This is a genomic window from Kiritimatiellia bacterium, assembly GCA_026417735.1.
In the GTDB taxonomy this organism is placed as follows: domain Bacteria; phylum Verrucomicrobiota; class Kiritimatiellia; order PWTM01; family PWTM01; genus CAACVY01.
Map to the genome: position 1 here is coordinate 463,572 of JAOACR010000009.1, position 22,139 is coordinate 485,710.

Below are 22,139 nucleotides of genomic sequence, written 5' to 3' on the forward strand. Positions count from 1 at the left end.
GGTTCTCCGCAGCACCGCGGTTATGTTTCCTCAGGGATGTGAAGGTCGACGAGTGTTCGGCGCAGCCACTCCAGCGAACGTTCCAGCAGCGGCCCGCCCTGACCCTCGCACTCGATGCTCAGCACGCCGGTGTAGCCGTGATCGCGCAGCAGTTCGAGACACCGTCGGATGTTACCGGCGTTCACGCCCTCGCCGAGCGCGCAGTGGCTGACCGCAATGCCGGTCTGCTGCCCCCGTGTCGCGGCGGCGAGCGATTCGGAGACATCTTTCACGTGCACATGGCGGACGCGGCCGATGAACCGGCGGAGAAACTCCACCGGATCTTGGCCGGCGATGAACGTGTTGCCGGTGTCCATGTTCATGCGCAGACAGGGGCTGGACGAGAACGCGAGCATCCGCTCCATGTAGTGCGGCTTCGTGGTGAAGTAGCCGTGAGGCTCGATGTTCACCGTGATGCCGTGCGCCTCCGCGACCTCGAGAATCTGCTCGTATTCGCCGCGCATTAGCGCGAGCGCCGCCTCGTCGTCCAGACCCGCCGGGGCGTGGAGGCCATCGGTGGTGTCCACGCAGGGGCAGCCGATCTGGTGTGCCCAGGCGATCGCCTTCATCACGTACGGCACGCCGCGCAGCGGACCGTCGCGTCCGGAAAGCGGGAACGCGGCGTCGACCTGCGAAAAGCGCACGCCATAGCGGTCCATCGTGCGGCGCAGCAGCAGCGGGTCCTCGTACAGCGCGACGTGGGGCTGGTAGCCGAGGCCGTGGATCCAGCTGACGCCGTCGATCAGCCCGCACTCGATCCAGTGTACGTCGTGGTCGCGTGCCCAGCCAAGACACGCCTCAAAGCTTTTGTAGCTCGAGTTGAACGCATCGGTGTGGAATCCAACCTTCATGGTTCTGTTCCTCCGGGGCACGCCCCACAGCGGGCGGCGGGTTGCTGTGCGGTGATGTCCTCGTTCCGTTTCGCCTGCGAATCGGCAACTTCCAAGGAGCTGTGGTCGCGACCCGACTGAAATCCGGCCCGCCAGGCATCGCCGACCGAGCGGGAACCTCGAGCGCAACGGGTGTCACGGCGGCGGGAGTCCCCGGTCCATCGCCGCCGCAATCTCTTCTCATCTTTTTCTCATCTCCGTCCCTTGCCTCAACCCCCTGTCGGCAACAGGTGGCCGAGAACATTTGGAGAGCGCGTCCGCCGCAACACCGCGACGCCTCTGCGGGTACAACATTTCGCGCTTCCTCGCTCATCGTGGCTCCGCGCCGACCGGCGTCCGGAGTGTCGCGGCGATCGCCTCGGCGGCCCGGCCGTCCAAACCCGCGCCGACCACCAGTCGCGCGCGCGCGGTGGCCGTGGAACCGGCTGGAAGGTCGTTGCCGAAGAGCGAGAGGTACAGTGAGCGGTGCGGCTCGGCGCCGTGCGGCATCAGCACCGCGAAGCAGTCCGATGCCCGCGCAGCCAGAACGGCGGTCAGTCCGCTCTCCTCGTCGTGCCGCATTGCGAGTGGTGCGGCATACGGCGGGCGGACTGTCCACTCCACCGGATGGGGTGGCCGCTGCCACCGACCGTCCCGCAACAGTGAAATGGCGTGTTCGTCTCGCGGGAATGCTTGCCAGATGCCATCGTGCTGTTCCGCTCGCAGCCACGCGGCACCGGCGTGTGGTCGCGCCCAGGCTTTCGCATCCGCGAACCCAACGAAGTACGACGCGCAAAACACCTCAAACGCGCGAAGCGGGCGGAGCGGTTTCACGCTGACCTCGAGGTCCACTGTGTTCGCCGATGCCCACCGCCAGCGCGCGCGCAGTTCGAAGGGGTCGGTGGAGGTGGCGGGCCACTCGACCTCGGCGGTCCCATCCGCGAGCGCGCGCGCGACAGCGTCGGTGCGGCTCCACCCATCAGTGTAGCGATGTTCCGCATCCAGCAGGCGATAGAGGGAGAGCACGCCCTGAGGCTGCGCGATCGAGCGGCCGTCGCCCGCGCGTGACAGGGGGGCCAGGCCGATCGGGCGGCCGCGGTCGCAAAGCCGGCCTCGGAGCTCGCCTGTGTGGAACGCGAACCCGGCGCCGTCCGCGCGGAACTCGCCCGGCGGCAAGCCGGCCGCCCACACAGTTCCTCGGCGGTAGAGCGCTGCGACCCCGGCCGGCTCGAGCGCGCGCAGGTCGTGCCCGAGCGCACAGTGGAACACCCGCCCGCGACCGAACGGGCGGACAAAGACCAACGGATAGGGCCGGCCATCCACTTGGGACACTGCGTCGGCGAGCACGCGAATGGACGCATCGCCGTCGAGGCAGGTGTAGAGCTCGTCGTCGGTTTCAAAGTCCGCCAGTCCCAGCGTGACCGGATGGGCGGGGTCGGCGATCCGCACGGTGAACGGACCGCGGGGATCGTGCCCGCGACGCCGGGGGTTCCAACTGCGTCCGGCCAACTCGGTGTACCGCGGAAGGACCGAATTCGAGCTGCGGTCGAAAAACGCGCCGCTCGCGAAGTGCGCAACGACAAGACCGCAGCCGTTCGATACGGCCCGGCGGAGCCGCTCCAGCGCGTCGGCGGAGGGGGCGGAGCGAGCGTTCTGAAAGTGCAACACGATGACCTGGAACGGCTCGATGGCGGGGGTGGCGAGCACTGCGGGATCTTCCGCGACGCTGATCTCCAGCCGCGGGTCCGCGGCGAGCGCGGCGACCAGTCGCGGCGTGGTGTCCGGCCACCGGTGCGCGGCGATGTCCTCGCCGGTGACGATCAGCACGCGGCAGGTTGCGCCGGTGTTCGCGCGGATGTCGATCCGGAATGACGCCGGTGCGGCCGCGGTGGAAACGACCACGGACGGAACAACCCAGACCTCGCCCACGACGGCGTTTGGGCCCGCCTCGCGCCGCACGCGGAGCGTGATCCTGCCACCCGGCCCGATCCGCGCAGGCGGCACCGGCAGCCGCAGGATTGCGGCCGGCTGTTCGGCTCTTTGCCATTGGGGCAGCCGGGTGCGAGATACTGCCGGCTCGCCGTCGAACCACACCGACTGTTCCCGCCCCCCCGCGTCATAGTCCCACCACGAAAGACCAACATCGTAGCGGCCGGTCAGGGAGAGACCGCTGATTTCGATCTCGACCTGCTGCGAATCGAACACAACGGTGGCCGGCGGAGCGTCCGTCCATCGCCAGGGTGCGCCGCGACGCACAGCGATGGACACGCCGTCCACGCCAGAAGCGGTGGGGAACAGACCGCAATCGAGGTAGGCGATCGGGTCGCCCAGGAGTGTGAGGCGGGGGGCCAGACGGTTCAGCGCATCTATAGCAAGCTGTCGTTGGGCGGGGTCGGCTGCGGCGCGAAGGCGCAGCAGCAGCGGCACCGCGTCGGGCTCGCGCCACTGAGCGAGCGCCCGCGCGGCCACGTCGGCGAGCCGCGAGTCAGGTGGCTCGAGGTAGCGACGAAGGAGCTCGAGCGCGGAGGCGCCGCCGATTGCGGGCAGAATCCGCAGTGCGGCGGCGCGGGCACTAGTCGGCGCATCCGCGTCACGAAGCAGTTCGGCGAGCGGCGCGAGCGTTCGAATCGGATCGGCGAGCCGCTGCGCGAGCTGTTTCAGCGCGTCTTCAAGTTCAGGTGAAGGTCGGTCGCGCAGGTGCTGGGCCAGCCCGTCGTACGCGTCGGCGTTTCCATGGCGGGCCACGGTCTTGAGAGCGGCCTGGCGCACAGCGGCATCCGGGTCGTCGGCCAGTTTCAGCAGCGTCGGCGTCAGCTCGGCGGCGCCACGTGCGGCGAGCGCCTGCACGCACGTGACGCGCGTGGTGCGGTCGTTGGAGGACAACGCGCGAACAAGCGCGGCGTCGGCCGCCGGATCAGGTATCGCCGCGAGCGCTTGCACCGCGCCGAGGCGGGCGAGCGCCGGGACGTCGTCGGCAGTGCCGATGGCCCCGAGCGCGGCGATCGCGGCGTCCCGGAGCCGGGGCTCCGCCGCTTCCAGCCGGGCGAGTGCCGCGTTACGCGCTTCCACCACGCGGTGTTCCGCAACCGCCTCCAACGCCAGCACCTGCCGCGATGCCGCCAGCGAGTCGATCCGTGCGACCAGCCGCGCGCCGTCCAGCCGGGCGAGCCATTGAATCGCCGCCGCCGCGACCTGCTCATCGGGGTCGTCGAGCGAGGATTCGCAGGCGCGAAGCGCAGTGGCGGGGTGGTCGTGGACCAGCTGCGAGAGCGCCGCGAGCCGCTGCGCGGGGGAGCCGGAGGCGCGAGCCGCTTCGAGCGCCTCCGGCGCCGTCGGCGGTGCAACGGGCCACCGGCCGCCGAGCGCGATTTGCGCCACCTCCGCGAACGAAGGGTCCCTGAGCATCGTGGTCAGAGCAGACCGTTCCGGCACTCCGGCCACGCAGGCGAGATGCTGTGCGAGCGTGGTGCGCCCCAGCGGCGTCGTGTCCGGCGCGCGGAGCGCATTGAGCAGCAACCCGGCCAGCTCGCGGCCGCGGTCCGACTCCGCCGGCCAGCGGGGAATCCAGCGTTCCAGCAGCGCAAACGAGGCGCGGGGAGCAAAGTTCGTACTCTGGCGCACCGCCTCGATGGCCGCGGACAGATCCGCGAGGGTCGGTTGGGGCGGCACCTCCGACGCGACCCGTTCGGCACCGACCAGCGCCGCGGCGAGGGCCACGGCAAGGGAGGCCATGGAAAGTTTCATCGGAGATGCCCCGGTTCTAGCCCAGCGTCCACGGCGCACGCGGTGCGCGGGCGAGGTGACGATCGGCGGAGGGATCGCCGACAAATCGTTCGGTGTTCCAGTCCCATGTCAGCCGCCGACCGCAGCGTGCGGCGATGTCGCAGACCAGCGAGAGGGTGGTCGCCGCCTGGCAGGCCTCCGCCGGCGCAACCGGTTCGCGCCGCGTACGGATGCACTGGAGAAAGTCGCCGATGTGGTGGGTCGAGACACGCAGCCGGGTCTGGTCCGGCCGGATCACCGTTTCGAGCAGCGCGGCGGGCTCTGCGCGGATTGCGCCGCGCACGACGTGCACCCAGCCGCGGTCGCCCTCAAACCGCACACCGTGGCCGTAGGGGGAACGGCTGTCATCATAGAAGCGCAGTCGAAGGCCGTCAGCGGCAGTGACGGTGATGTCCCAACCGAATGGCACGTCGGGATCGCCCTCTTCGAGGAACACCGCGGTGCCCTCGACCGCGATGCGGTCGCGGCCGAGGGAGGGCGCGCCCCAGAGAGCGATGTCGAGATGGTGCACGCCCCAGCTTTGCATCCAGCCGGCGCAGTAATCGGAGAAGAAGTACCAGTAGTAGCTGCAGATCCCTTGACGGTGAGGCTTCATGGGGGCCGGCCCGAGCCAGAGGTCGTAGTCCAGCGTGGGGGGCGGTGGCGCAACGGGCAGATGCAGCGCGCGGACACCCTCCCGGAGGCGCAGGTGGCCGCCTGGCACTGCGACGGTGACGGTGTGCAGTCGCCCGAGGTGTCCGTTCAACGCCAGCTCGCACGCAAACCGAAACCGGGGATCGGAGCGCTGCTGCATGCCGGACTGCAGCACGCGGCCGGTTTCGCGCACGGTGGTACAGATCGCGCGGCCCTCGGCGACCGTGCGCGCGAGCGCCTTTTCGCAGTAGACATCGCGGCCCGCCCGCATTGCGGCGATCGCGATGAACGCATGCCAGTGTTCCGGTGCCGCGATCGCGACGGCATCCACGTCCGGGTGGCCGATGAGCTCGCGGAAGTCCTGGGTCACCGCGCAGTCCGCCTCCACGCGGCGCTGGACGGTGGCCCAGTCCCGGAGCGAGCGGGCTTTCTGGATATCCACGTCGCAGATCGCCGCGATGCGCGTCTCCGGGAAGCCACCGAACTCCTGCACGTGGCCGCGGCCACGTTCGCCGGCACCGATCACCGCGATGCCGATGCGTTCGCTCGGAGCGACCGCGCCGCCGCGGCCCAGCACGCGACAGGGCACGATCGAGGGCGCGGCGAGCGCACCGAGCGCTCGCAACGCAGCGCGGCGGGACCAAACGGGCGAGGTCATGTCGGGGGTCTCTCCTCAGTAGGGCGCGCAAAGATGCCGTAGAGCGCGTCCACGGTGGCGGCCTGCTCGGAGGGTTCCGCGACGGCCGGTTCGAATCCCGCGCGCACTTTGAGCCCTTCCATTGCTTCCAGCATCAGGTCCACCTGCCGGCGCGCATCGCCGGGGGGCAGTTCCCCGGCCGCCTGCGCGGCGCGGACCAGCCCGATGTAGAATTCGCGGACCGACGCGTAAAACTGCGCCCAGCTCGACCGGATGGCCGCGTCGTGCTGCATGCGCATGAAGATGCCGGTGGTGAAGCGGCGGTTGCGATGGTCGGCGACACAGGAGGCGACGCTGAACACCAGCGCGCGGCGGAGTCGCTCCGCGGGCGTGCGGGCGGTCGCAATCGCCGTGTGAATGCCGGCCTCCCAGCACCGGTAATAGTGCCGGCAGGCGGCGAGCATCAGATCGAGCTTGTTTTCGAAGTGACAGTAGAGGCTGCCCTTCGTGACGCCCGCCGCGGCGGCAACCTCGTCGAGAGTCGCGCCGTCGAATCCGCGTTCTGCGAAGAGGAGGAAGGCGGCCTCCGCCAAGCGCTGCGGCCGGCCCGCCGACCGGCGGGACGGTGCGCGCGGGCTGAGCGCCGCTCTCATGGCTGTCATCATACCTATGAGTACTGTGTTGGTCAAAACGTGTCGTTGAGCATTCGTGAAAACGAATGTAATTCAAATACTGATTGGTATGAAAAACTGTCTGACGGGGGCGCTGGGGTCCGATATGACGTGCTGGCCAGCGCGGAGGCTGCTAAACTGGAGGGCGCGTCGCGGGCATGCCGGACGCGCGGGGCGTCGTCCATGAAATCGTACAGTTGGCTGCAGGTTGGATTCGCGGGGGCGCGGGGGGTGTGCGCGGGCGCCGCGGTTCTGGCGGCCATCGCGTCGCGGAGCGGTGCCGACGAGATTGAGCTGACGATTCTGCGCGACGCGGCCGAGCGGGGCGACGTCGGCGCACAGGTCGAGTATGCCGACCGGCTAGCGACGGCCCGGGGGACAGCACGGGACATCCGCGCGGCGCTGGAGTGGTGGGCGCGCGCAGCGCTGACGGGACACGCGGGTGCGATGGTGCGCGTGGCGGACAGTTTGATGGAGGGGGAGGGTGTCGAGGCAGATCCGGCCAAAGCGGTGGCGCTTTGGCGGCGGGCGGCCGAGGCGGGTCACGCGGGCGCGATGGCGCGCCTGGCGCGGGCGTACGAACGGGGACAGGGCGTCGCGACGAACCTTGCGGAGGCACGGATCTGGTGGAAGCGGGCTGCGGAGGCGGGTGACCCGGCAGCGCAATACGAATGGGGCCGCTGGTTGGACGAGGGGATCGGCCTGCCCGCAGCGCCGGCGGACGCGCGCATGTGGTACGAGCGCGCGGCACAGCACGGCGTGGCCGCCGCGATGAATGCACTGGCGCGGTTCCACGCGGAGGGCCGGGGGGGTCCGCCCGATCGGCGGGAGGCCTATGTGTGGTGCTTGCTGGCGGCGCGCGCGGGCGATGAGGTCGGCCGTCGCAACTGCGAAGTGCTCGCCGGGGCGTTGTCGGCACTGGAGCGGTTCCACGCTTCGCGCGAGGCGGCAGCCCGCGCTCGCGCCTGGGGACTGCCCTGATGCGGATGGACCGTTCGAGTGCGTCCGGCGGCGGTGCGCGCTGGCACTGCCTGCAGGCGGAGGTCCACGCAGAACACATCGCGGCCGCACATCTTTCGCGGCGGCTCGGCCTCGAAACCTATTGCCCTCGCATCCGCTATCGCCGGCCGACGAAACGTGGGCCGGTGTGGATGTGCGAAGCGCTGTTTCCGGGCTACCTGTTTGCGCGTTTCGAGCGCGGCGCGTCGTTGCGGGCGGTCGCCGCGATGCCGAAAGTGCGCCGCGTGGTCAGATTTGGCAGCACCTATGCGGAGGTTCCGGACGAGACGATTCGACAGCTTCGCGACTTGTTTTCCGACAATCAGCCGCGCTCGCTGGAACGCGTGCTGCGGCCGGGTGACGCCGCAGTGGTCGTGGACGGACCGCTGGCCAACCTGCAGGTGTTGGTCACCGACGTGCTGCCGGGCCGGGAACGTGTGCGCGTGATGTTTCGGCTGCTCGGCCGCACTGTTGAAGCAGATCTTCCGGAGACCGCGGTGTGTGCCGCCGGCGCCTTGCCCGCGCCCGTGGTGGCCCGCCGCCGCGACGGAATGTCGGCATGAAGTTCCACATCTGGACCATCGGCTGCCAGATGAATGAGGCCGATGCGCGCCAGCTGGACGAGCGGCTACGCGCGGCCGGGCATCAACCGTGTGACGACCCTCGCGACGCGGACCTGGTGATCCTGAACTCCTGCGTGGTGCGACAGTCGGCCGAAGATCGGGTGCGCGCACGACTGCGCGAGGCGCTGGCCTGGAAACGGCGTCGCGCGGGGCGCCAGGTCGCGCTGATGGGCTGTCTGGTCGGCCACCGCGAGCGCGATGCCCGACGGCTCGCCGGCGAGCTGCCCGGCGTCGATTTTCTGCTGCCACCCTCCGATCCGTCCGCGCTGCTGGCGGCAGTGGGAGTGGCCGCCGAGGGATGCGCGGAGGGTGCCGCGCCGGCGGCCGGGCCAGTGCGGGCCAACGTGCCGGTCGTGCTCGGCTGCTCGCGCGCATGTACCTACTGCGTGATTCCGTACCGCCGCGGCCGCGAGCGCAGCCGGCCGCGCAACGAGGTGCTGGCCGAGGTGGTTCGGCTCGTCGAGCGCGGGGTGCGGGAGGTGGTGCTGCTGGGCCAGATTGTGGACCGGTACGGTGTTGACCGCCCCGGTGAAGGGGACCTGGCCGACCTTCTGCGCGACGTTGCGCGGACGGACGTGCTCCGTGTGCGATTCCTCACCAATCATCCGTCGTTTCTCACCGATCGCCTCTTGGAGGCGGTCGCCGAAACCGCAAAGGTTTGCCCGCACTTTGAGATCCCTGCGCAGTCGGGTGATGATGAGATTCTCGCTCGGATGCGGCGCGGCTACACCGCCGACGAGTACCGACGCACGGTGGAGCGTATCCGCCGGCGATTGCCCGGCGCAGCGGTGCACTCGGACTTCATCGTCGGCTTCCCCGGCGAGAGCGACGCGCAGTTTGAAGCCACCGTGCGCCTGGTGGAGGAGATGCGATTCGACAAGATCCACGTCGCACGCTATTCGCCCCGCCCCGACACCCTCGCCGCGCGCCGCTGGCCAGACGACGTACCGGAGCCAGTGAAAGAGGAACGGCGGCGTCGGCTCGACGAGCTGCAGACCCGCATTCAGCGCGAGCAGAACGCCGCTGCGCTGGGCCAAGTGGTCGAGGTGCTGGTGGACGGACGCGACGAACGACGCGGCCGCTGGCGGGGCCGGACCCCGCAAGACCGGATCGTGTTCTTTGAGGACCCCCGTCATCGGCTGGGTGACCTGGCCTTGGTGAGAATCACCTGGACCGGACCGCATTCGCTGATCGGTCAACCGGAAGATCCCCTCCAACCGCGGGAGGAGCAACAGTGAAGGATTCTTCCAGCCCAACGGGTGCGCTGCGGCTGCGGGTTCAGGGCCGCGTCCAAGGTGTTGGCTTCCGCTATTCCACGATTGAGGTGGCGCGTCGGTTCCGCGTCACCGGCTATGTGATGAACCTTCCCGATGGCTCGGTTGAGATTGTCGCGGAAGGTGAGCCGGCGGAGCTCACCGCGTTTCTGGATGCGGTGCGCCGCATGCCCGTCTACCGGAACGTGACCGGCGAAGAATTGGGTCGCGCACCGCCGACCGGTCGCTACGCAGATTTCCGCATCCGTTTCAGTTGAGTCCGAGCTCCGCTGGAGCCCACACCGTTGCTGCGGGCGGAGTGCCGGCGTATAGTTCCGGGCGGCGGCGCGGAGGTGCACCTGCATGAATGCAACGAACGTGGACATCGGGGGGTGGCTAAGGACGACATGGGAACTCTACAAGAAGCATTTCGGTCTGCTGGTCGCCATACACCTGATTTTGGCCGTGCTGGGCGGCTTGACGCTGGGTATTCTTTGGGGGCCACTGTGGCTGGGCGCGAGCATGATCGTGTTAGCGCTCGTGGATGGCAAAACCCCGCCACCGGTGGGCGACGTGTTCAACGGCTTCTCAAAATTTCTCCCCTCGTTTCTGCTCGTGCTCACCGTGGGCCTGTCCAGCGTGCTCGTTTCACTGTTGTTGCAGCTCACCTGCATCCTGGCTCCGCTTGCCCCGCTGGCGGTGCTCGGCATCGTGACCGCGACCATGTTTGCAGTTTTTTTGATCGGCGAACGTAACCTGGATTTCTGGCCGGCAGTCCAGCGGAGCTTTGAGCTCGTGAAGCCGGTGTTCTGGCCATTGCTGGCGTGGATCCTGTTGCTCTCGGCGGTGTCAGGGGTGGGCGCTATCTTGTGCGGCGTTGGCGTCGTGCTGACGATGCCACTCCAGACCTGCGGTCTGGCGGTGGCCTACCGGCGGGTGGTCGGCGGGCCTCCGGCCTCGGAGCCCACCGTTGCGCCGCCTCCGCCGGCGCCGGCCGCCGGCTGATGCGCAGCGATGAGGCTTCTGTTTCTCGCTCCGCAGCCCTTCCTGCGAGAACGGGGCACGCCGCTGCGAGCGCGTAACATCCTCGCCGCGCTCACCGGTGCGGGGCACCAGGTGGAAATGCTCTGCTACCCGTTCGGCGAGGATGTCACCATGAGCGGGCTGCAGCTGCGGCGCTCCGCGCGCGTACCGGGGATCAGCGATGTCGGCATCGGTCCCTCCGCGGCAAAGATTCTGCTCGACGTACCGTTCGCGCTGCGGGCACTGCGGATGTGCCTGCGCAGCAACGTCGATGCGATTCAGGCGGTCGAGGAGGCGGGGCTCTTTGCCTGGGTGCCAGCGCGGCTGCGGCACCGGCCGTTCGTTTATCAGATGGATTCCTGGATCTCCGAGCAGCTGGTGTTCAGCGGGTTCGCCACGCGCGGTCCTGCGCTGGCGCTGGCACGCTGGCTGGAACGGGCCGCGATGCGCAGCGCGGCGCTCGTGATCACCGTCGGTCCCGATCACGCCGCGGAGGTCCGCCGCATCGCCCCCCACGCGCAGGTTCTGGTGCTGCCGGATGCGCCCGCGGCAGATCACTTTGTGCCGGACGAGGCCGGCGCGGCCCGCTGGCGCAAGCGGCTGGGACTTGGCGAGGCACGCTGCGTCGTCTACACGGGCAATTTCGAGCCCTATCAGGGCGTGGACCTGCTGGTGCGTGCGGCCGGCCGCATGACCTCCGCGCAGAACGGCGTTCGCGTAGTGCTGGTCGGAGGCCGACCCGACCAGATCCGCGAAATGGAAGCTCTGGCGAAAGCGTCGGGCGCCGGAGATGTCTGCGTGTTCGCAGGCACTCAGCCGCCTGCAGAAATGACCGCGTTCCTTTCGCTCGCCGACGTGCTGGTCAGCCCCCGCTGCCGGGGCCGCAATCCTCCAATGAAAATCTACACGTACCTGCAAGCGGGCCGGCCAATCGTCGCCACGCGAGTGCCGACCCACACGCAGGTGCTCGACGACGAAATCTCGCTGCTCGCCGATCCTGATCCCGCGGCGCTCGCCACCGCGCTCGACGCGGCCCTGGCCGACGCCGACCGGTCTGCCCGCATTGTGGCGGCGGCACGCGAGCGGTTCGAGCGCGAATTCAGCCCCGCGAGGTTTCGTGAACGGCTACTTAGAGCGATTGAGCAGCTTGGGCACTGGCGCGCGTCTCCCCCCAGCTCAATGGCGTCGGTCACCTGCTGAGGCGGTCTTTTTGCACCGTGAACTGGCGGGGACGACGGGACTTGAACCCGCAACACCCAGATCGACAATCTGGTACTCTAACCAGTTGAGCTACGTCCCCGCGCGCTGCGGCTTCGCCAATCGCGCGAAGGGATCTCTATCATATCCCGGGGACTGAATTTTTCAACGCGAATTTTGAAGACGCGGCCGGGCTAAGCCACAGCTTGGGGACGGTGCGGCCACCGGAGCAACCGCACTATCTACCGCGCCAACCTCGGCGCGCAGGTGCGCAGAGAAGCGTATCGCGCGGGCGACCGCCGAAGGGCCATTGGCGCGCAGCATGCGAGCCGGTCCTCCAAATGCACGCCCGATTTGCGGAATCCCTCGCTCACCCCCGCGGACATAACGGTGCCGCAGCCCAGAAGGCCGTCGATTCCCCGCACAGCTGTTCCCCCATGTGCCGGGCCCAACAAGACCAGTTGCCTCCGCTTCGGCAGTGGTCCACGGCGACGCTTAACATCTGCAGCGCCGGTTTGCGGATCCGACGCCCGCCTGCAGAGAGTCCTGCAAAACGAGGACCGCGCGAGCCGTTGGCCCGCGCGGCCATCAACGCGCCGGTAGTCTACTCGGTTCCGCCGGCCGGCGCGCCGGCGCCCCGGAATCCTTTGTTATTCGGCCGGCTCAGCCGCCACACGACGCCGCCGCACGACGGCGACCGCCGTACTCGCCAGTGCCAACAACCCCACCGTTCCCGGCTCCGGCACAACAAATGCCACGCCCCGGAATGCATTGAACGACGGGGCGGTGGCCAGCACTGTGAACGAGCCGCTCATCGGCTGGTTGTAGCCGGAGTTGTCGAACAAATATTCCACCGTGTTGCCGGCCGCGCTCCCGTTCACAATCGCGAGAATCACTCCGCCCGCCCGCGGGATCCCGTCAATGTGGAACACCGTGCCGGGATCAATGGTATTGTTCAGCGTCCACGTGCCGCCCACCAGGGAGTACTTTGAAACGCCCGTGGCGTCGCGGGCCATCCACAACGTGTCATAGCCCGGCACGCTGGTGTCCAGATCGGCCATGTAGAATCCGTAGGTGTCCAGGTCCACATCGCCGATTCCCGGCAGCGCGACGGGCGGCGCTGGCGGTGCGGTCGGCAGGCCCGTCCCGACCGCATACACGCCCATGTTGCCCGCCGCGTCCCCCCACTCATACAGCTGACCCGAAAAGATGCGGACCCCGCGCGAGTTGATGTTGGTCAGCAGCGTCCCCGTCGTCGTCTGGCCCAACGTCAGGTATCGGATGCCGCGGGCCGTCGGTCCCGTCCCGGTTCCACCGTTCAGCGCTGCCCAGATCTGTGTTCCCGTGTCGTCAAACGCAGCCGCCCGTGCGTTGTCGTTCCCCCCGAGCGGCCCCGTGGTGGAGAGGTCCACACTGCCGTCCGTAGTCTTGATCCGCGCAACGGTCCGGTTGATTGTCGTAATCACCGACGGCGCGTTTTCCGCCGCATCGTAGCCGACAATGCCCACATACTGACCGTTGGGGGAGACCGTGATTTTACCTTCCGAGGTCGCCGTGCCGCTGCCCGTCAGACGCGTGCCGCTGCCGCCCGATGGCATCGTAAACGTCTGAATCAGATTGCCCGCCAGGTCATACTCATCAATCCGCACGATTGCCGCGTCGCTGCCCAGCGGCGCGCCGTTCCCATCCACCCTGTACACCAACAGGTTTCCCGGCGTGATCGGCGCCGCAGTCGCCACGATTGCTCCCGCCATCAGCCCAGCCCACAGCACCCGGATCGTCGTCTTCATCGTTGTCTGCCCCCAAAACATGCTTACACCCGACCGCCGCCGATAGTCAACCTGTACAACGCAGCACCGCAAGTGTTCGAATTGTTAGAAAATGATAATTCTGAGGGCGCGGCTTGCAGTGGCCAGAGTGGCCAGTTTATACAGGCCCAGCACAGGGAGAACCAGCGATGAAATCACTGAAGAGCCTGCGATGGATGGTCGGAAGCGTTTGGTGGACTTGTGCAAGCATTGCCGCGCTCGCGCCCGACGCTGCTCCTTTGGAACCCGATCCGTCAGCGGTGGAACGCTGGCGTGCGATGCGTTTTGGCATGTTCATCCATTGGGGCCCGGTGAGCCTGACGGGACAGGAGATCGGCTGGTCCCGCGGGGCTCAGGTCCCAGTGGAGGAATACGATCAGCTCTATCAACGCTTTAATCCCACGAACTTCAACGCCGACGCGTGGGTCGCCGCCGCCCGCGCCGCTGGCATGCGCTATGTCGTTTTCACCACCAAACACCATGATGGGTTTTGCATGTGGGCCACGCGTCAGACCGACTACAACATCATGCGAACCCCGTTCGGGCGGGATGTGGTCCGCGAACTGGCAGATGCCTGCCGGCGCGGTGGGCTTGCCTTTGGAACCTACTACTCGGTCTGCGATTGGTATCACCCGGCCTTTCCCCGCACCAGCCCGGGCGGCAAGGTCCGCCGTGACGTCTCGGACATTGCCGCCTACCGCGAGTATCTGAGGGCGCAGGTTCGCGAGCTGATCGAAGGCTATGGTCCGCTGCTGACGATGTGGTTCGACATGCCGCAGGAGTTCGATCGGGCCGAGGGAGAGCGAAACGTCCGTTTTTGTCGCGCGCTGCAGCCGGACATCCTCGTAAATAATCGCGCCGGCGGCGGCGCGGGCGACTACGACACGCCGGAGCAGCGCATCGGCGCCTTTCAAACGCACCGCCCATGGGAAACCTGCATGACGGTCGGGCGGCAGTGGGCGTGGAAACCGAACGACCAGCTCAAAACCGCTGCCGAGTGTGTGCGAATTCTTCTGAGGACGATCGGCGGGGACGGCAACCTACTGATGAACGTTGGACCGATGCCGACCGGAGAGATCGAACCGAGGCAGGTGGAACTATTGCGCGAAGTGGGGCGATGGATCGAACCGCGCGCAGAGGCGATCTACCACACCCGCGGAGGCCCGTGGAAACCTGCCCGGCATGTGGTTTCCACCCGACGGGACCGCACCGTCTATCTGCACGTGCTGGACTGGCCCGAAGACACGCTGCGGCTGCCGCCATTGCCCGCGCGCGTACTCTCCAGCCGCACAGTCGGCGCCGGAGGGGTGAAGGTTCTGGCCACCGCCGAGGGGGTGCAGCTGAGCGCGGAGCCACCGCAGCGAGACCCGATTGCGACGACGGTGGCGCTGGAATTGGACCGTCCCGCGATGGAGATCGAGCCGATCGTGGTGCCGAACGTCGGCGGCTCGCTCGCCGAAGGCCGCCCCGCCCGCGCCTCGAATGTCTATCGCGACAGTCCCGACTATCACGCCAGCAAGGCGGTGGATGGCGATGATCACACCCGCTGGGCCACAGACGCATCGGTCGGGGAATGCTGGCTCGAGGTGGATCTGGGGAGCCCACAGGTCTTCGATCGTGCCGTCATCCGCGAATGCGTGGACTACGGGGCGCGGATCGAAGCGTTTGAAATCCAGGTTCGTGAAAATGAGAACTGGCGCGTGGTGCATCGCGGCGGCGCTGTGGGCCCGCGACTCGAAGTGGCCTTCCCCGCGGTCACCGGACAGGTCGTGCGGCTGCGGATCACCCGCGGGCGGAACGGTCCGACAATCCGCGAGTTTGAACTCCATGCGCCGGGCCGCTGAACGGCGTACGGGTGCCTTTTTTTCTTTCCGCATCGCGACCAGCGCCGGCCGATGGCGACTGGCGCCGGTGCTCGCTGCCGCGGCCGCGCTCGCGCGTGCGCCCGCCCCGCCGCCCTTCGGCTCTCCGAAGCTGCCGGTAGTGACCGGCTGGATCGGCAACACCTACGCCGGCGCGGAACGATGGGTGCCTCAGGACATCGCCGATCTTGCGCTGGCGCCCGGCGGACGTCTCTTCTCGAACGTGCCGTGGGAGGAAGGCGGGGGCAACTGCACGGAATTTCACAATGGAGAGGTGGTGGGGCACGCCGGCCACACGCATGGTTGGGGCCACGAGGGCGGCCATGCGGTAGCGGCGAACTCCCGATACTTGTTCATCGCCGGCCGCATGGGCAACGAGGGCGGTCATCTGTGCGAGCCGCAGACATGGCCGCCCAAGGGGTTCTCCTGGATCGGGGTGTCCCGGCGGCCGCTGTCGAACATCCGCGCCGCAGCCCCGTTTCCCGGCGCGAAGGGCGGTGCCGGCGGAACACTGAAGTCGGCTTTTCTTGTCGTCGATGAAGTTCAGTCGGTCCCCAAGGCGAATGCGGTGCGTTCGCAGAACATCGCCGGACTCGCCGCGACCGATCGGCATCTTTTCGTCAGCTGCCCATATGCAAAGGCGATCCGGGTATATGACGCGGAGACGATGGCCCGGCTCGCGGAGTGGCCCTTTGACCGGCCCGGGCCGCTCGCGCTGGCGCCGGACGGGACCCTCTGGGTTCTGCAGGAACGCGAGGGTGCTGCGCCGCCCGCCGTCCTGCCGCTGACCGCAGAGGGCCGGGCGGGGGAACCGAAGGTGTGCTTCGAGGCTGACGCCGATCCTGCCGATATTGCCTTTGCCCCGAACGGCCGTCTGCTGGTCGCCGACGATGGCCCCCGCCAGCAGATCCTGGTCTGGGATGTGTGCAGCCGCCCGCCCCGGCAGGTGGGCGCGATTGGCCGGCTGGGAGGTATCCACGCGGAGCCGGCGGGCCGGATTGAACCGCTCAAGTTCAACCGGCCCCGCGCAATCGCCTGCGATACGGCGGGCGTGCTCTACGTTGCGCATCAGGGCAGCACCGGCGGTGGCAGCACGGTGCTGGAAGCGTACGGACCCGACAGCTCGCCCTTATGGCGCTTGTTTGGGCTCTGTTTCGTAGACATGGCAGACGTCGACCCGCAGGACGACCGGCAGCTGTACACCAAGGAGGAACGTTTCGAGCTGGACCACACCCGGACTGCCGGCCGGGACTGGACCTACTGCGCCTACACCGTAGACCGGTTTCGGTTTCCCGACGACCCGCGCCTGCACATCTGGTCGGCCGGCGCATGGGTTCGCCGTCTCGCAGGACGCCGACTGCTTTTTGTGAACGACATGACCGCAGACCATCTGCAGGTCTATCGCTTCGGTGAGGCCGAGACCGCGATTCCCTCGGGTTTGTTCGCGAAACGAGCGGTCCACGACGGCCGTTGGCCGCCTCACCAGCCACGAGACCGCGAATGGATCTGGCGCGACGCAAACGGGAACGGGCGGTTCGACCCGGACGAGTACGAGGCCGGCGAGCGCGCCGCGCCCCCCGCAGACGGCTGGTGGGTAGACATGCAGGGCGACGTGTGGCTGGCCACCCTGCGCAGTGGAATTCGGCGCTTTCGCTTACGTGGATTCGATGAATCAGGCAATCCATGCTGGAGTTACCGGATCGCAGAAACGTACCCCCACCCTGGCGCGTTCGACGAGGTCAAACGTCTGCGATACCTGCCGGAGCCTGACGTGATGTTTCTGGGCGGGACCGGAGGTGGGCACCGGAACCAGCACTGGAAGCCGATGGGGCCGATTCTCGCTCGATATGACCGATGGTCGGTCGGTGGTGCCACCTCCGCGCCCACCTGGCAGATCGTGCTGCCCTACCAGGCCGGCAGTCGTGGGCACGAAAGCTGCGAGCCGATGAGTTTCGACGTCGCAGGTGAATATGTCTTTGTCGCCTACACGGGCGCCTCGAGATCCGAACGCGTTGGCTGGGGGCGCGTGGAGGTCCTTCGAGCGGACGACGGCCGATCCGTCGGACACCTTGAGCCACCGGCAGAGATCGGCCAGATCGGCTTGCAGGACATCCGTGAGTGTCTCCGGGCGCATCGCCGGCACAACGGCGAATACCTCGTACTGATCGAGGATGACCTGAAGGCGAAACTCGTGATGTACCGCTGGCGGCCTTGAGCGGTGTCGGCGCTGGAACGTCTGCGCGCGAGGCAGACGGGCGCTGCCGCTCCTGGTTCAACGGACGGCGGAGGGCTGCCAGGGCGCGGCGCCACCGCGACGGATGTGGTTACGGAGCGCCTCCGACAGTCGCCGCACCACCTCGGGGCATGCGGCCGCAAGATCGGTCTGCTCCTGCGGATCGTCGCGCAGATTGTACAGCTCCCACGGCGAAAACGGATCGTTCTGCATCAGCTTCCAGCCGTCCGCAATGAGTGCCTCATAGCTCTTGCCGCCATACCGCGGCCCTCCTTCCCGCCGCACAAAGTAGAGCTCCCGCCGTTCCCGGGGCGGTGCGCCGCCGCGAAGAATCGGCAGCAAACTCACCGCGTCTAGCTCGGCGGGCGCTCGCCCGCCGGCTGCCTCCAGAAATGTCGGTGTGACGTCGAACGTTAGGCCCTCGTAGTCGGACACTCTTCCCGGTGCGATCACGGCAGGCCACCGCGCCAGGAATGGCACGCGGAGACCGCCATCGTAGTGGTCCTGTTTTCCCCCCCGCCAGGGACGGTTCGACTGCGCGTGTGGCAGTGAGCCGCCATTATCGGACGTTGCGACGACCAGCGTGTTCGACTCGGCCCCGACCGCGTGCAGCGCCGCCAGCACCCGCCCGATGGCGTCGTCGAGGTGCTCGACCAACGCAACGTTCTTCGCGCGCTTCACGTCCAGATCCATGCAGCGACGGCGAACGCGCTCCAGCCATTCGGGTGGTGGCTCGATCGGAAAGTGCGGTGCGTTGTAGGCCAGATAGAGAAAAAACGGCCGGTCGGCAGGGCGCCCATCGCCGCGAAGATAGGCGACTGCCCAGTCGGTGAAGATGTCGGTCGCATGGCCGGGCGGATCCACCACCTCGCGGTTGTGACGCATGTAGTTGAGCCCGTGGCGACGGTGGTGGGTGTAACTGTCCATCATGTCACCGAGAAACCCACGAAACAGATCAAACCCCCGCTCATTGGGCAGGTTGGGCGACTCAAGCCCCAGATGCCACTTGCCGACGAGCGCGGTGTGATAGCCGAGCTCGCGGAGGCGATCGGCCAGCGTGGGCACGCCGGGGGAGAACCACCCCCAGGAGTCCGCCGGCTGCGAGCGGATCACGCCCGGTACGCCGACACGGTCCGGATATAGGCCGGTCAGAATCGCGGCGCGGGTGGGCGAGCAAACGGTCGCGTTCGCCCGCATCGCGGAGAAACGGATGCCTTCCGTGGCGAGCCGGTCGAGATTGGGGGTGCGCACATCCGGCGCACCGTGGAGGGAGAGGTCACCGTAGCCGAGGTCGTCCGCGAGGATGAGCAGGAAGTTCGGCTGGGCCGCGCCGGACACGGTCGCCGCCCCCAGCACCAGCGCGATCGCGGCGAAGGTCTGCGCCCGACGCACCAACGGCGACGCGCTCCCCAGATCACTCCGGCACGGGGTCGCCGCGATGGATCGTCTCGCCCTCCCAAACGGCCTCATCGGTGGCGGGGTCATAGGTCAGCACACGAGCGCTGCTGCGGGGCGCCGGCGGCGCGTCCAGGCGCGGCAGCCATCGCCGGTGCTGCGCCAGCACGTCCGCCATTTGCGCATGGTGGGCGAGGTTCGTCCACTCGTGAGGGTCACTCTGCATGTCATACAGCTCCTCGGTGCCGTCCGCATAGCGGATGTAGCGCCACCGCTCGCTGCGCACCGCGTGATTGCCCTGATTGTGCGTTGTGATCGCGGGTGCGAGGCGGGGCGCGTTCGCATCGCGAAGCTGGGGTACCAGGCTGTGCCCTTCCAGGTCGTTTCGCGGCGTCAGCCCGCACAGCTCGATTAGGGTCGGATACAGGTCGAGGAGCTCGGCCGGCCGGTGGCATCGGGCGCCGGCGGCCACGCCGGGACCCGCCACAATGAGGGGCACGCGTGTCGAGCGCTCCCAGAGCGTGTTCTTGCCAGAGATCGCCTTTTCACCGAGGTGATACCCGTTGTCGCTCCAGAACACGATCACCGTGTTGGTCGCGTGCGGGGAGGCGTCCAGCGCATCGACGACACGGCCGATCTGCGCATCGAGAAAGCTGACGCAAGCCAGATAGGAGCGGACGAGATTCCGCCACTGCTGGTTCTCCTGAAGCCATCGCAGCCGTGGCTCGGGCAACCGCCAGTGCAGGTACCAGGAGAAGGCAGGACAGTCGGCACGATCCTCCGGCCGCACGGGCGGCAGGATCGACTCATCGTCGGGATACAGCGCAAACCATCGTTCCGTCGCATAGCACGGCACGTGGGGGAGGAAAAACCCCACCGCGAGGAAAAACGGCGGTTCGGCTGGCATTTCGCGCAAACGTTGCACCGCCCAGCTGGCCAGCTGATAGTCGCCCTTGTCCTCGTCGCGGTGCGGGAAACAGCCCCAGTCCATCAGCGGGTGATTGCCCATCGGGGTGGGTGGAACCAGCTTTTGTGGGGGTCTGGCGCCGACGGCCGCTGGCGGCCCCCACACGTCGAACTCGGCTGCGCGCTGCGCCGGGCCTCCGAAACCGTGATGGTAGACCTTGCCGGCGGTAAAGGTTCGGTAGCCGTGCGCCCGAAAGTGCTGCGGCAACGTCACCCGTTCGCGCAGGGCCTCCACATCCCGAAAGCACGGCTCCAGTCCGTAGATGCCCGTCGTCGACGGTCGCAGCCCCAGCATCAGGCTCGCGCGGGAGGGATTGCACAGTGGCGACTGGATGTGCGCATTCAAAAAGGTTGTGCCACGGGCGGCGAGCCGGTCAAGATTGGGCGTTTTCACCATCGGATGGCCACCGAGCGGTCCGATCCAGTCGTTCAGATCGTCCGCCGCAATCATCAGCACGTTCGGTCGGCGCGGCGCGCTTCCGCCCACTTCAGGGGCGCCGCCCGGCGCCGCGGCCGCGAGCGCCGCCAGCGATCCAAGCACGAAAATCACGCAGTTCATCCGCTTCATTCCACGGCGCTTCCTTTCGCCGCCGGGCGCGCGCCCCCGCGCCCCGCTCCGGGGCGCGCAAGGCTCTCCGGTGGATCTTCCTCCGGCACGCGCAACTCTGTACGAAGGCGCTGGAGCTCTACGAGCAGCCGCTCGCGCACCTCCGCGTAGGCCGGGTCCGCGTACACGTCCCGCAACTCGTCGGGGTCACTATGTCGGTCGATCAGCCGCCACTCGTTCACCTCGGCCTCGTAGAAGTGGAACAGTTTGTACCGGTCGGTGACCACACCGTAGTGCTTTCGGACGCTATGGGGACCCGGATATTCGTAGTAGTGGTAGTAAAAACTTTTTCGCCAGTCGGCGGGCGTTTCGCCGCGGAGCAGCGGCACCAGACTTCGGCCGTGCAGATCCGCGGGCACCGACACGCCGGCCAGCTCCAGCAATGTCGGCGCGAGATCTAACACTGAGACCAGCGCACCGCAGCGGCTGCCTGCCCGCGCTACACCGGGCGCGCGCACCAGCAGCGGCGTCGTCAGGGACTCCTCATAGATCCAGCGCTTGTCGAACCATCCGTGCTCGCCGAGGAAGAATCCCTGATCGGAGGAATAGACGACGACGGTGTTCTCCGCCAGTCCCTCCGTCTCGAGCCAGTCCAGCAGGCGCCCCACCCCCTCGTCCACGGCGAGAACGCAACCGAGGTAGTCGTGCATGTAGCGCTGATATCGCCAGCGGACGAGTTCGTCGCCCCCGAGCTTCGCCTCACGAAACGCCCGGTTGCGGGGCTCGTAGTACGCGTCCCACACCTTCGCCTGCGCCTCGTTCAGCTCGCCCGGACGCTTCAACTTCGCATCGAGATCATTGAACGTCGAGCGCAACGTCATGTCCTGCTCACGCTCCGGGCGTCCCCGCCCGCGGTAGTCATCGAACAACGTGGGCGGTTCCGGAAACCGGCGATCGCCGCTCCAGCCCAGATGCCGCAGCGCCGGCATCCACGGGCGGTGGGGTGCCTTGTGGTGACACATCAGCAGAAACGGCCGGGAGGTGTCGCGCCGCCGCAGCCACTCCAGCGAGAGGTCCGTGATGATGTCGGTGGTGTACCCCTCGTGGCGGACGCGCACGCCGTCGCGGATCATTGGCGGGTTGTAGTATGCCCCCTGTCCCGGCAGGATCTCCCAGTGGTCAAATCCGGTCGGGTCGCTTTCGAGATGCCATTTGCCGATCACCGCCGTCTGATAGCCCGCCGCGCGCAGCAGTTTCGGAAACGTTGTCTGCGACCCGTCAAAACGGTTTCCATTCCGATAGAATCCGTTCGCGTGGCTGTACTTTGCGGTGAGCAGCGCGGCGCGGCTTGGTCCGCAGATTGAGTTCGGCACCAGACACCGCTCAAATAACACGCCGCCTTGCGCGATCCGGTCAATGTTCGGCGTCGCGACCAGCTTCAACGGATGCCCGTACGCGCTCACCGCCTGGGTCGTGTGATCGTCCGCGAAGATGAACAGGATGTTCAGTCGCTGCTCCGGCGTCGCGGCGCCGGCGCGAAGCACCAGCGCCGCCAGCAGCGCAACCCATCGTTGGGAGACCATTGCCGCGCCTCCATGACG

16 protein-coding genes and 1 tRNA gene are annotated in these 22,139 nt (G+C 67.7%); 8 read left to right on the forward strand and 9 right to left on the reverse strand.

Annotated features, from left to right (window positions below; all coding sequences use genetic code 11):
• Positions 1-20: 20 nt before the first annotated feature.
• From N2652_05575 to N2652_05590, 4 genes are all read right to left on the reverse strand, one after another.
• Positions 21-890 (reverse strand): sugar phosphate isomerase/epimerase, encoded by an 870-nt coding sequence (locus N2652_05575; protein MCX7818663.1) that lies wholly within the window; start codon positions 888-890, stop codon positions 21-23.
• A 348-nt stretch (positions 891-1,238) separates the two neighbouring features.
• Positions 1,239-4,640: a ThuA domain-containing protein gene (locus tag N2652_05580; GenBank protein ID MCX7818664.1), complete on the reverse strand. Its 3,402-nt coding sequence runs from the start codon at positions 4,638-4,640 to the stop codon at positions 1,239-1,241.
• A gap of 28 nt (positions 4,641-4,668) precedes the next feature.
• A complete protein-coding gene (locus tag N2652_05585; protein MCX7818665.1) occupies positions 4,669-5,982 on the reverse strand; it encodes a Gfo/Idh/MocA family oxidoreductase in 1,314 nt (437 codons plus the stop codon).
• The gene (locus N2652_05590; GenBank protein MCX7818666.1) at positions 5,979-6,614 is read right to left on the reverse strand and encodes a TetR/AcrR family transcriptional regulator; all 636 of its coding nucleotides are present in this window, start codon (positions 6,612-6,614) and stop codon (positions 5,979-5,981) included. The genes N2652_05585 and N2652_05590 overlap by 4 nt, the downstream gene beginning before the upstream one ends.
• A gap of 201 nt (positions 6,615-6,815) precedes the next feature.
• Between N2652_05590 and N2652_05595 the strand changes: the two genes are divergently transcribed.
• The 6 genes from N2652_05595 (at position 6,816) to N2652_05620 (ending at position 11,730) form a co-directional block, all read left to right on the forward strand.
• Positions 6,816-7,613, forward strand: coding sequence for a sel1 repeat family protein (locus tag N2652_05595; protein ID MCX7818667.1), 798 nt, complete (start codon positions 6,816-6,818; stop codon positions 7,611-7,613).
• Positions 7,613-8,194, forward strand: a complete 582-nt coding sequence (locus tag N2652_05600; protein MCX7818668.1) for a hypothetical protein — start codon at positions 7,613-7,615, stop codon at positions 8,192-8,194. Before N2652_05595 ends, N2652_05600 begins: the two co-directional genes overlap by 1 nt.
• A complete protein-coding gene (locus N2652_05605; protein ID MCX7818669.1) occupies positions 8,191-9,492 on the forward strand; it encodes a MiaB/RimO family radical SAM methylthiotransferase in 1,302 nt (433 codons plus the stop codon). Before N2652_05600 ends, N2652_05605 begins: the two co-directional genes overlap by 4 nt.
• Complete coding sequence (locus tag N2652_05610; protein MCX7818670.1) at positions 9,489-9,785, forward strand: acylphosphatase; 297 nt, start codon at positions 9,489-9,491, stop codon at positions 9,783-9,785. The genes N2652_05605 and N2652_05610 overlap by 4 nt, the downstream gene beginning before the upstream one ends.
• Positions 9,786-9,870: 85 nt before the next feature.
• Entirely contained in the window at positions 9,871-10,512 is a 642-nt protein-coding gene (locus N2652_05615) for a hypothetical protein (protein ID MCX7818671.1), read from the forward strand.
• 9 nt (positions 10,513-10,521) lie between these two features.
• Entirely contained in the window at positions 10,522-11,730 is a 1,209-nt protein-coding gene (locus tag N2652_05620) for a glycosyltransferase family 4 protein (protein ID MCX7818672.1), read from the forward strand.
• Between the two features lie 23 nt (positions 11,731-11,753).
• Here the strand turns inward: N2652_05620 and N2652_05625 are convergent.
• Both N2652_05625 and N2652_05630 read right to left on the reverse strand, forming a co-directional pair.
• Positions 11,754-11,830, reverse strand: a tRNA-Asp gene (locus N2652_05625).
• 547 nt (positions 11,831-12,377) lie between these two features.
• Complete coding sequence (locus tag N2652_05630) at positions 12,378-13,517, reverse strand: PEP-CTERM sorting domain-containing protein (protein MCX7818673.1); 1,140 nt, start codon at positions 13,515-13,517, stop codon at positions 12,378-12,380.
• Between the two features lie 167 nt (positions 13,518-13,684).
• Here N2652_05630 and N2652_05635 point away from each other — a divergent pair, with 167 nt between their 5' ends.
• Together N2652_05635 and N2652_05640 are read left to right on the forward strand one after the other, a co-directional pair.
• Positions 13,685-15,379 carry an alpha-L-fucosidase gene (locus N2652_05635; GenBank protein MCX7818674.1) on the forward strand — a complete coding sequence of 565 codons (1,695 nt, stop codon included), beginning with the start codon at positions 13,685-13,687 and terminating at the stop codon, positions 15,377-15,379.
• Positions 15,363-17,612, forward strand: coding sequence for a hypothetical protein (locus N2652_05640; protein MCX7818675.1), 2,250 nt, complete (start codon positions 15,363-15,365; stop codon positions 17,610-17,612). The genes N2652_05635 and N2652_05640 overlap by 17 nt, the downstream gene beginning before the upstream one ends.
• Before the next feature lie 57 nt (positions 17,613-17,669).
• Here N2652_05640 and N2652_05645 read toward each other — a convergent pair whose 3' ends face one another.
• Genes N2652_05645 through N2652_05655 form a run of 3 tightly spaced genes read right to left on the reverse strand, consistent with a single transcriptional unit; the run spans position 17,670 to position 22,121 of the window.
• Positions 17,670-19,022: a sulfatase-like hydrolase/transferase gene (locus tag N2652_05645; GenBank protein MCX7818676.1), complete on the reverse strand. Its 1,353-nt coding sequence runs from the start codon at positions 19,020-19,022 to the stop codon at positions 17,670-17,672.
• Between the two features lie 22 nt (positions 19,023-19,044).
• Positions 19,045-20,559 (reverse strand): sulfatase, encoded by a 1,515-nt coding sequence (locus tag N2652_05650; protein ID MCX7818677.1) that lies wholly within the window; start codon positions 20,557-20,559, stop codon positions 19,045-19,047.
• Positions 20,556-22,121: a sulfatase gene (locus tag N2652_05655; protein MCX7818678.1), complete on the reverse strand. Its 1,566-nt coding sequence runs from the start codon at positions 22,119-22,121 to the stop codon at positions 20,556-20,558. The genes N2652_05650 and N2652_05655 overlap by 4 nt, the downstream gene beginning before the upstream one ends.
• Between the last annotated feature and the right edge of the window lie 18 nt (positions 22,122-22,139).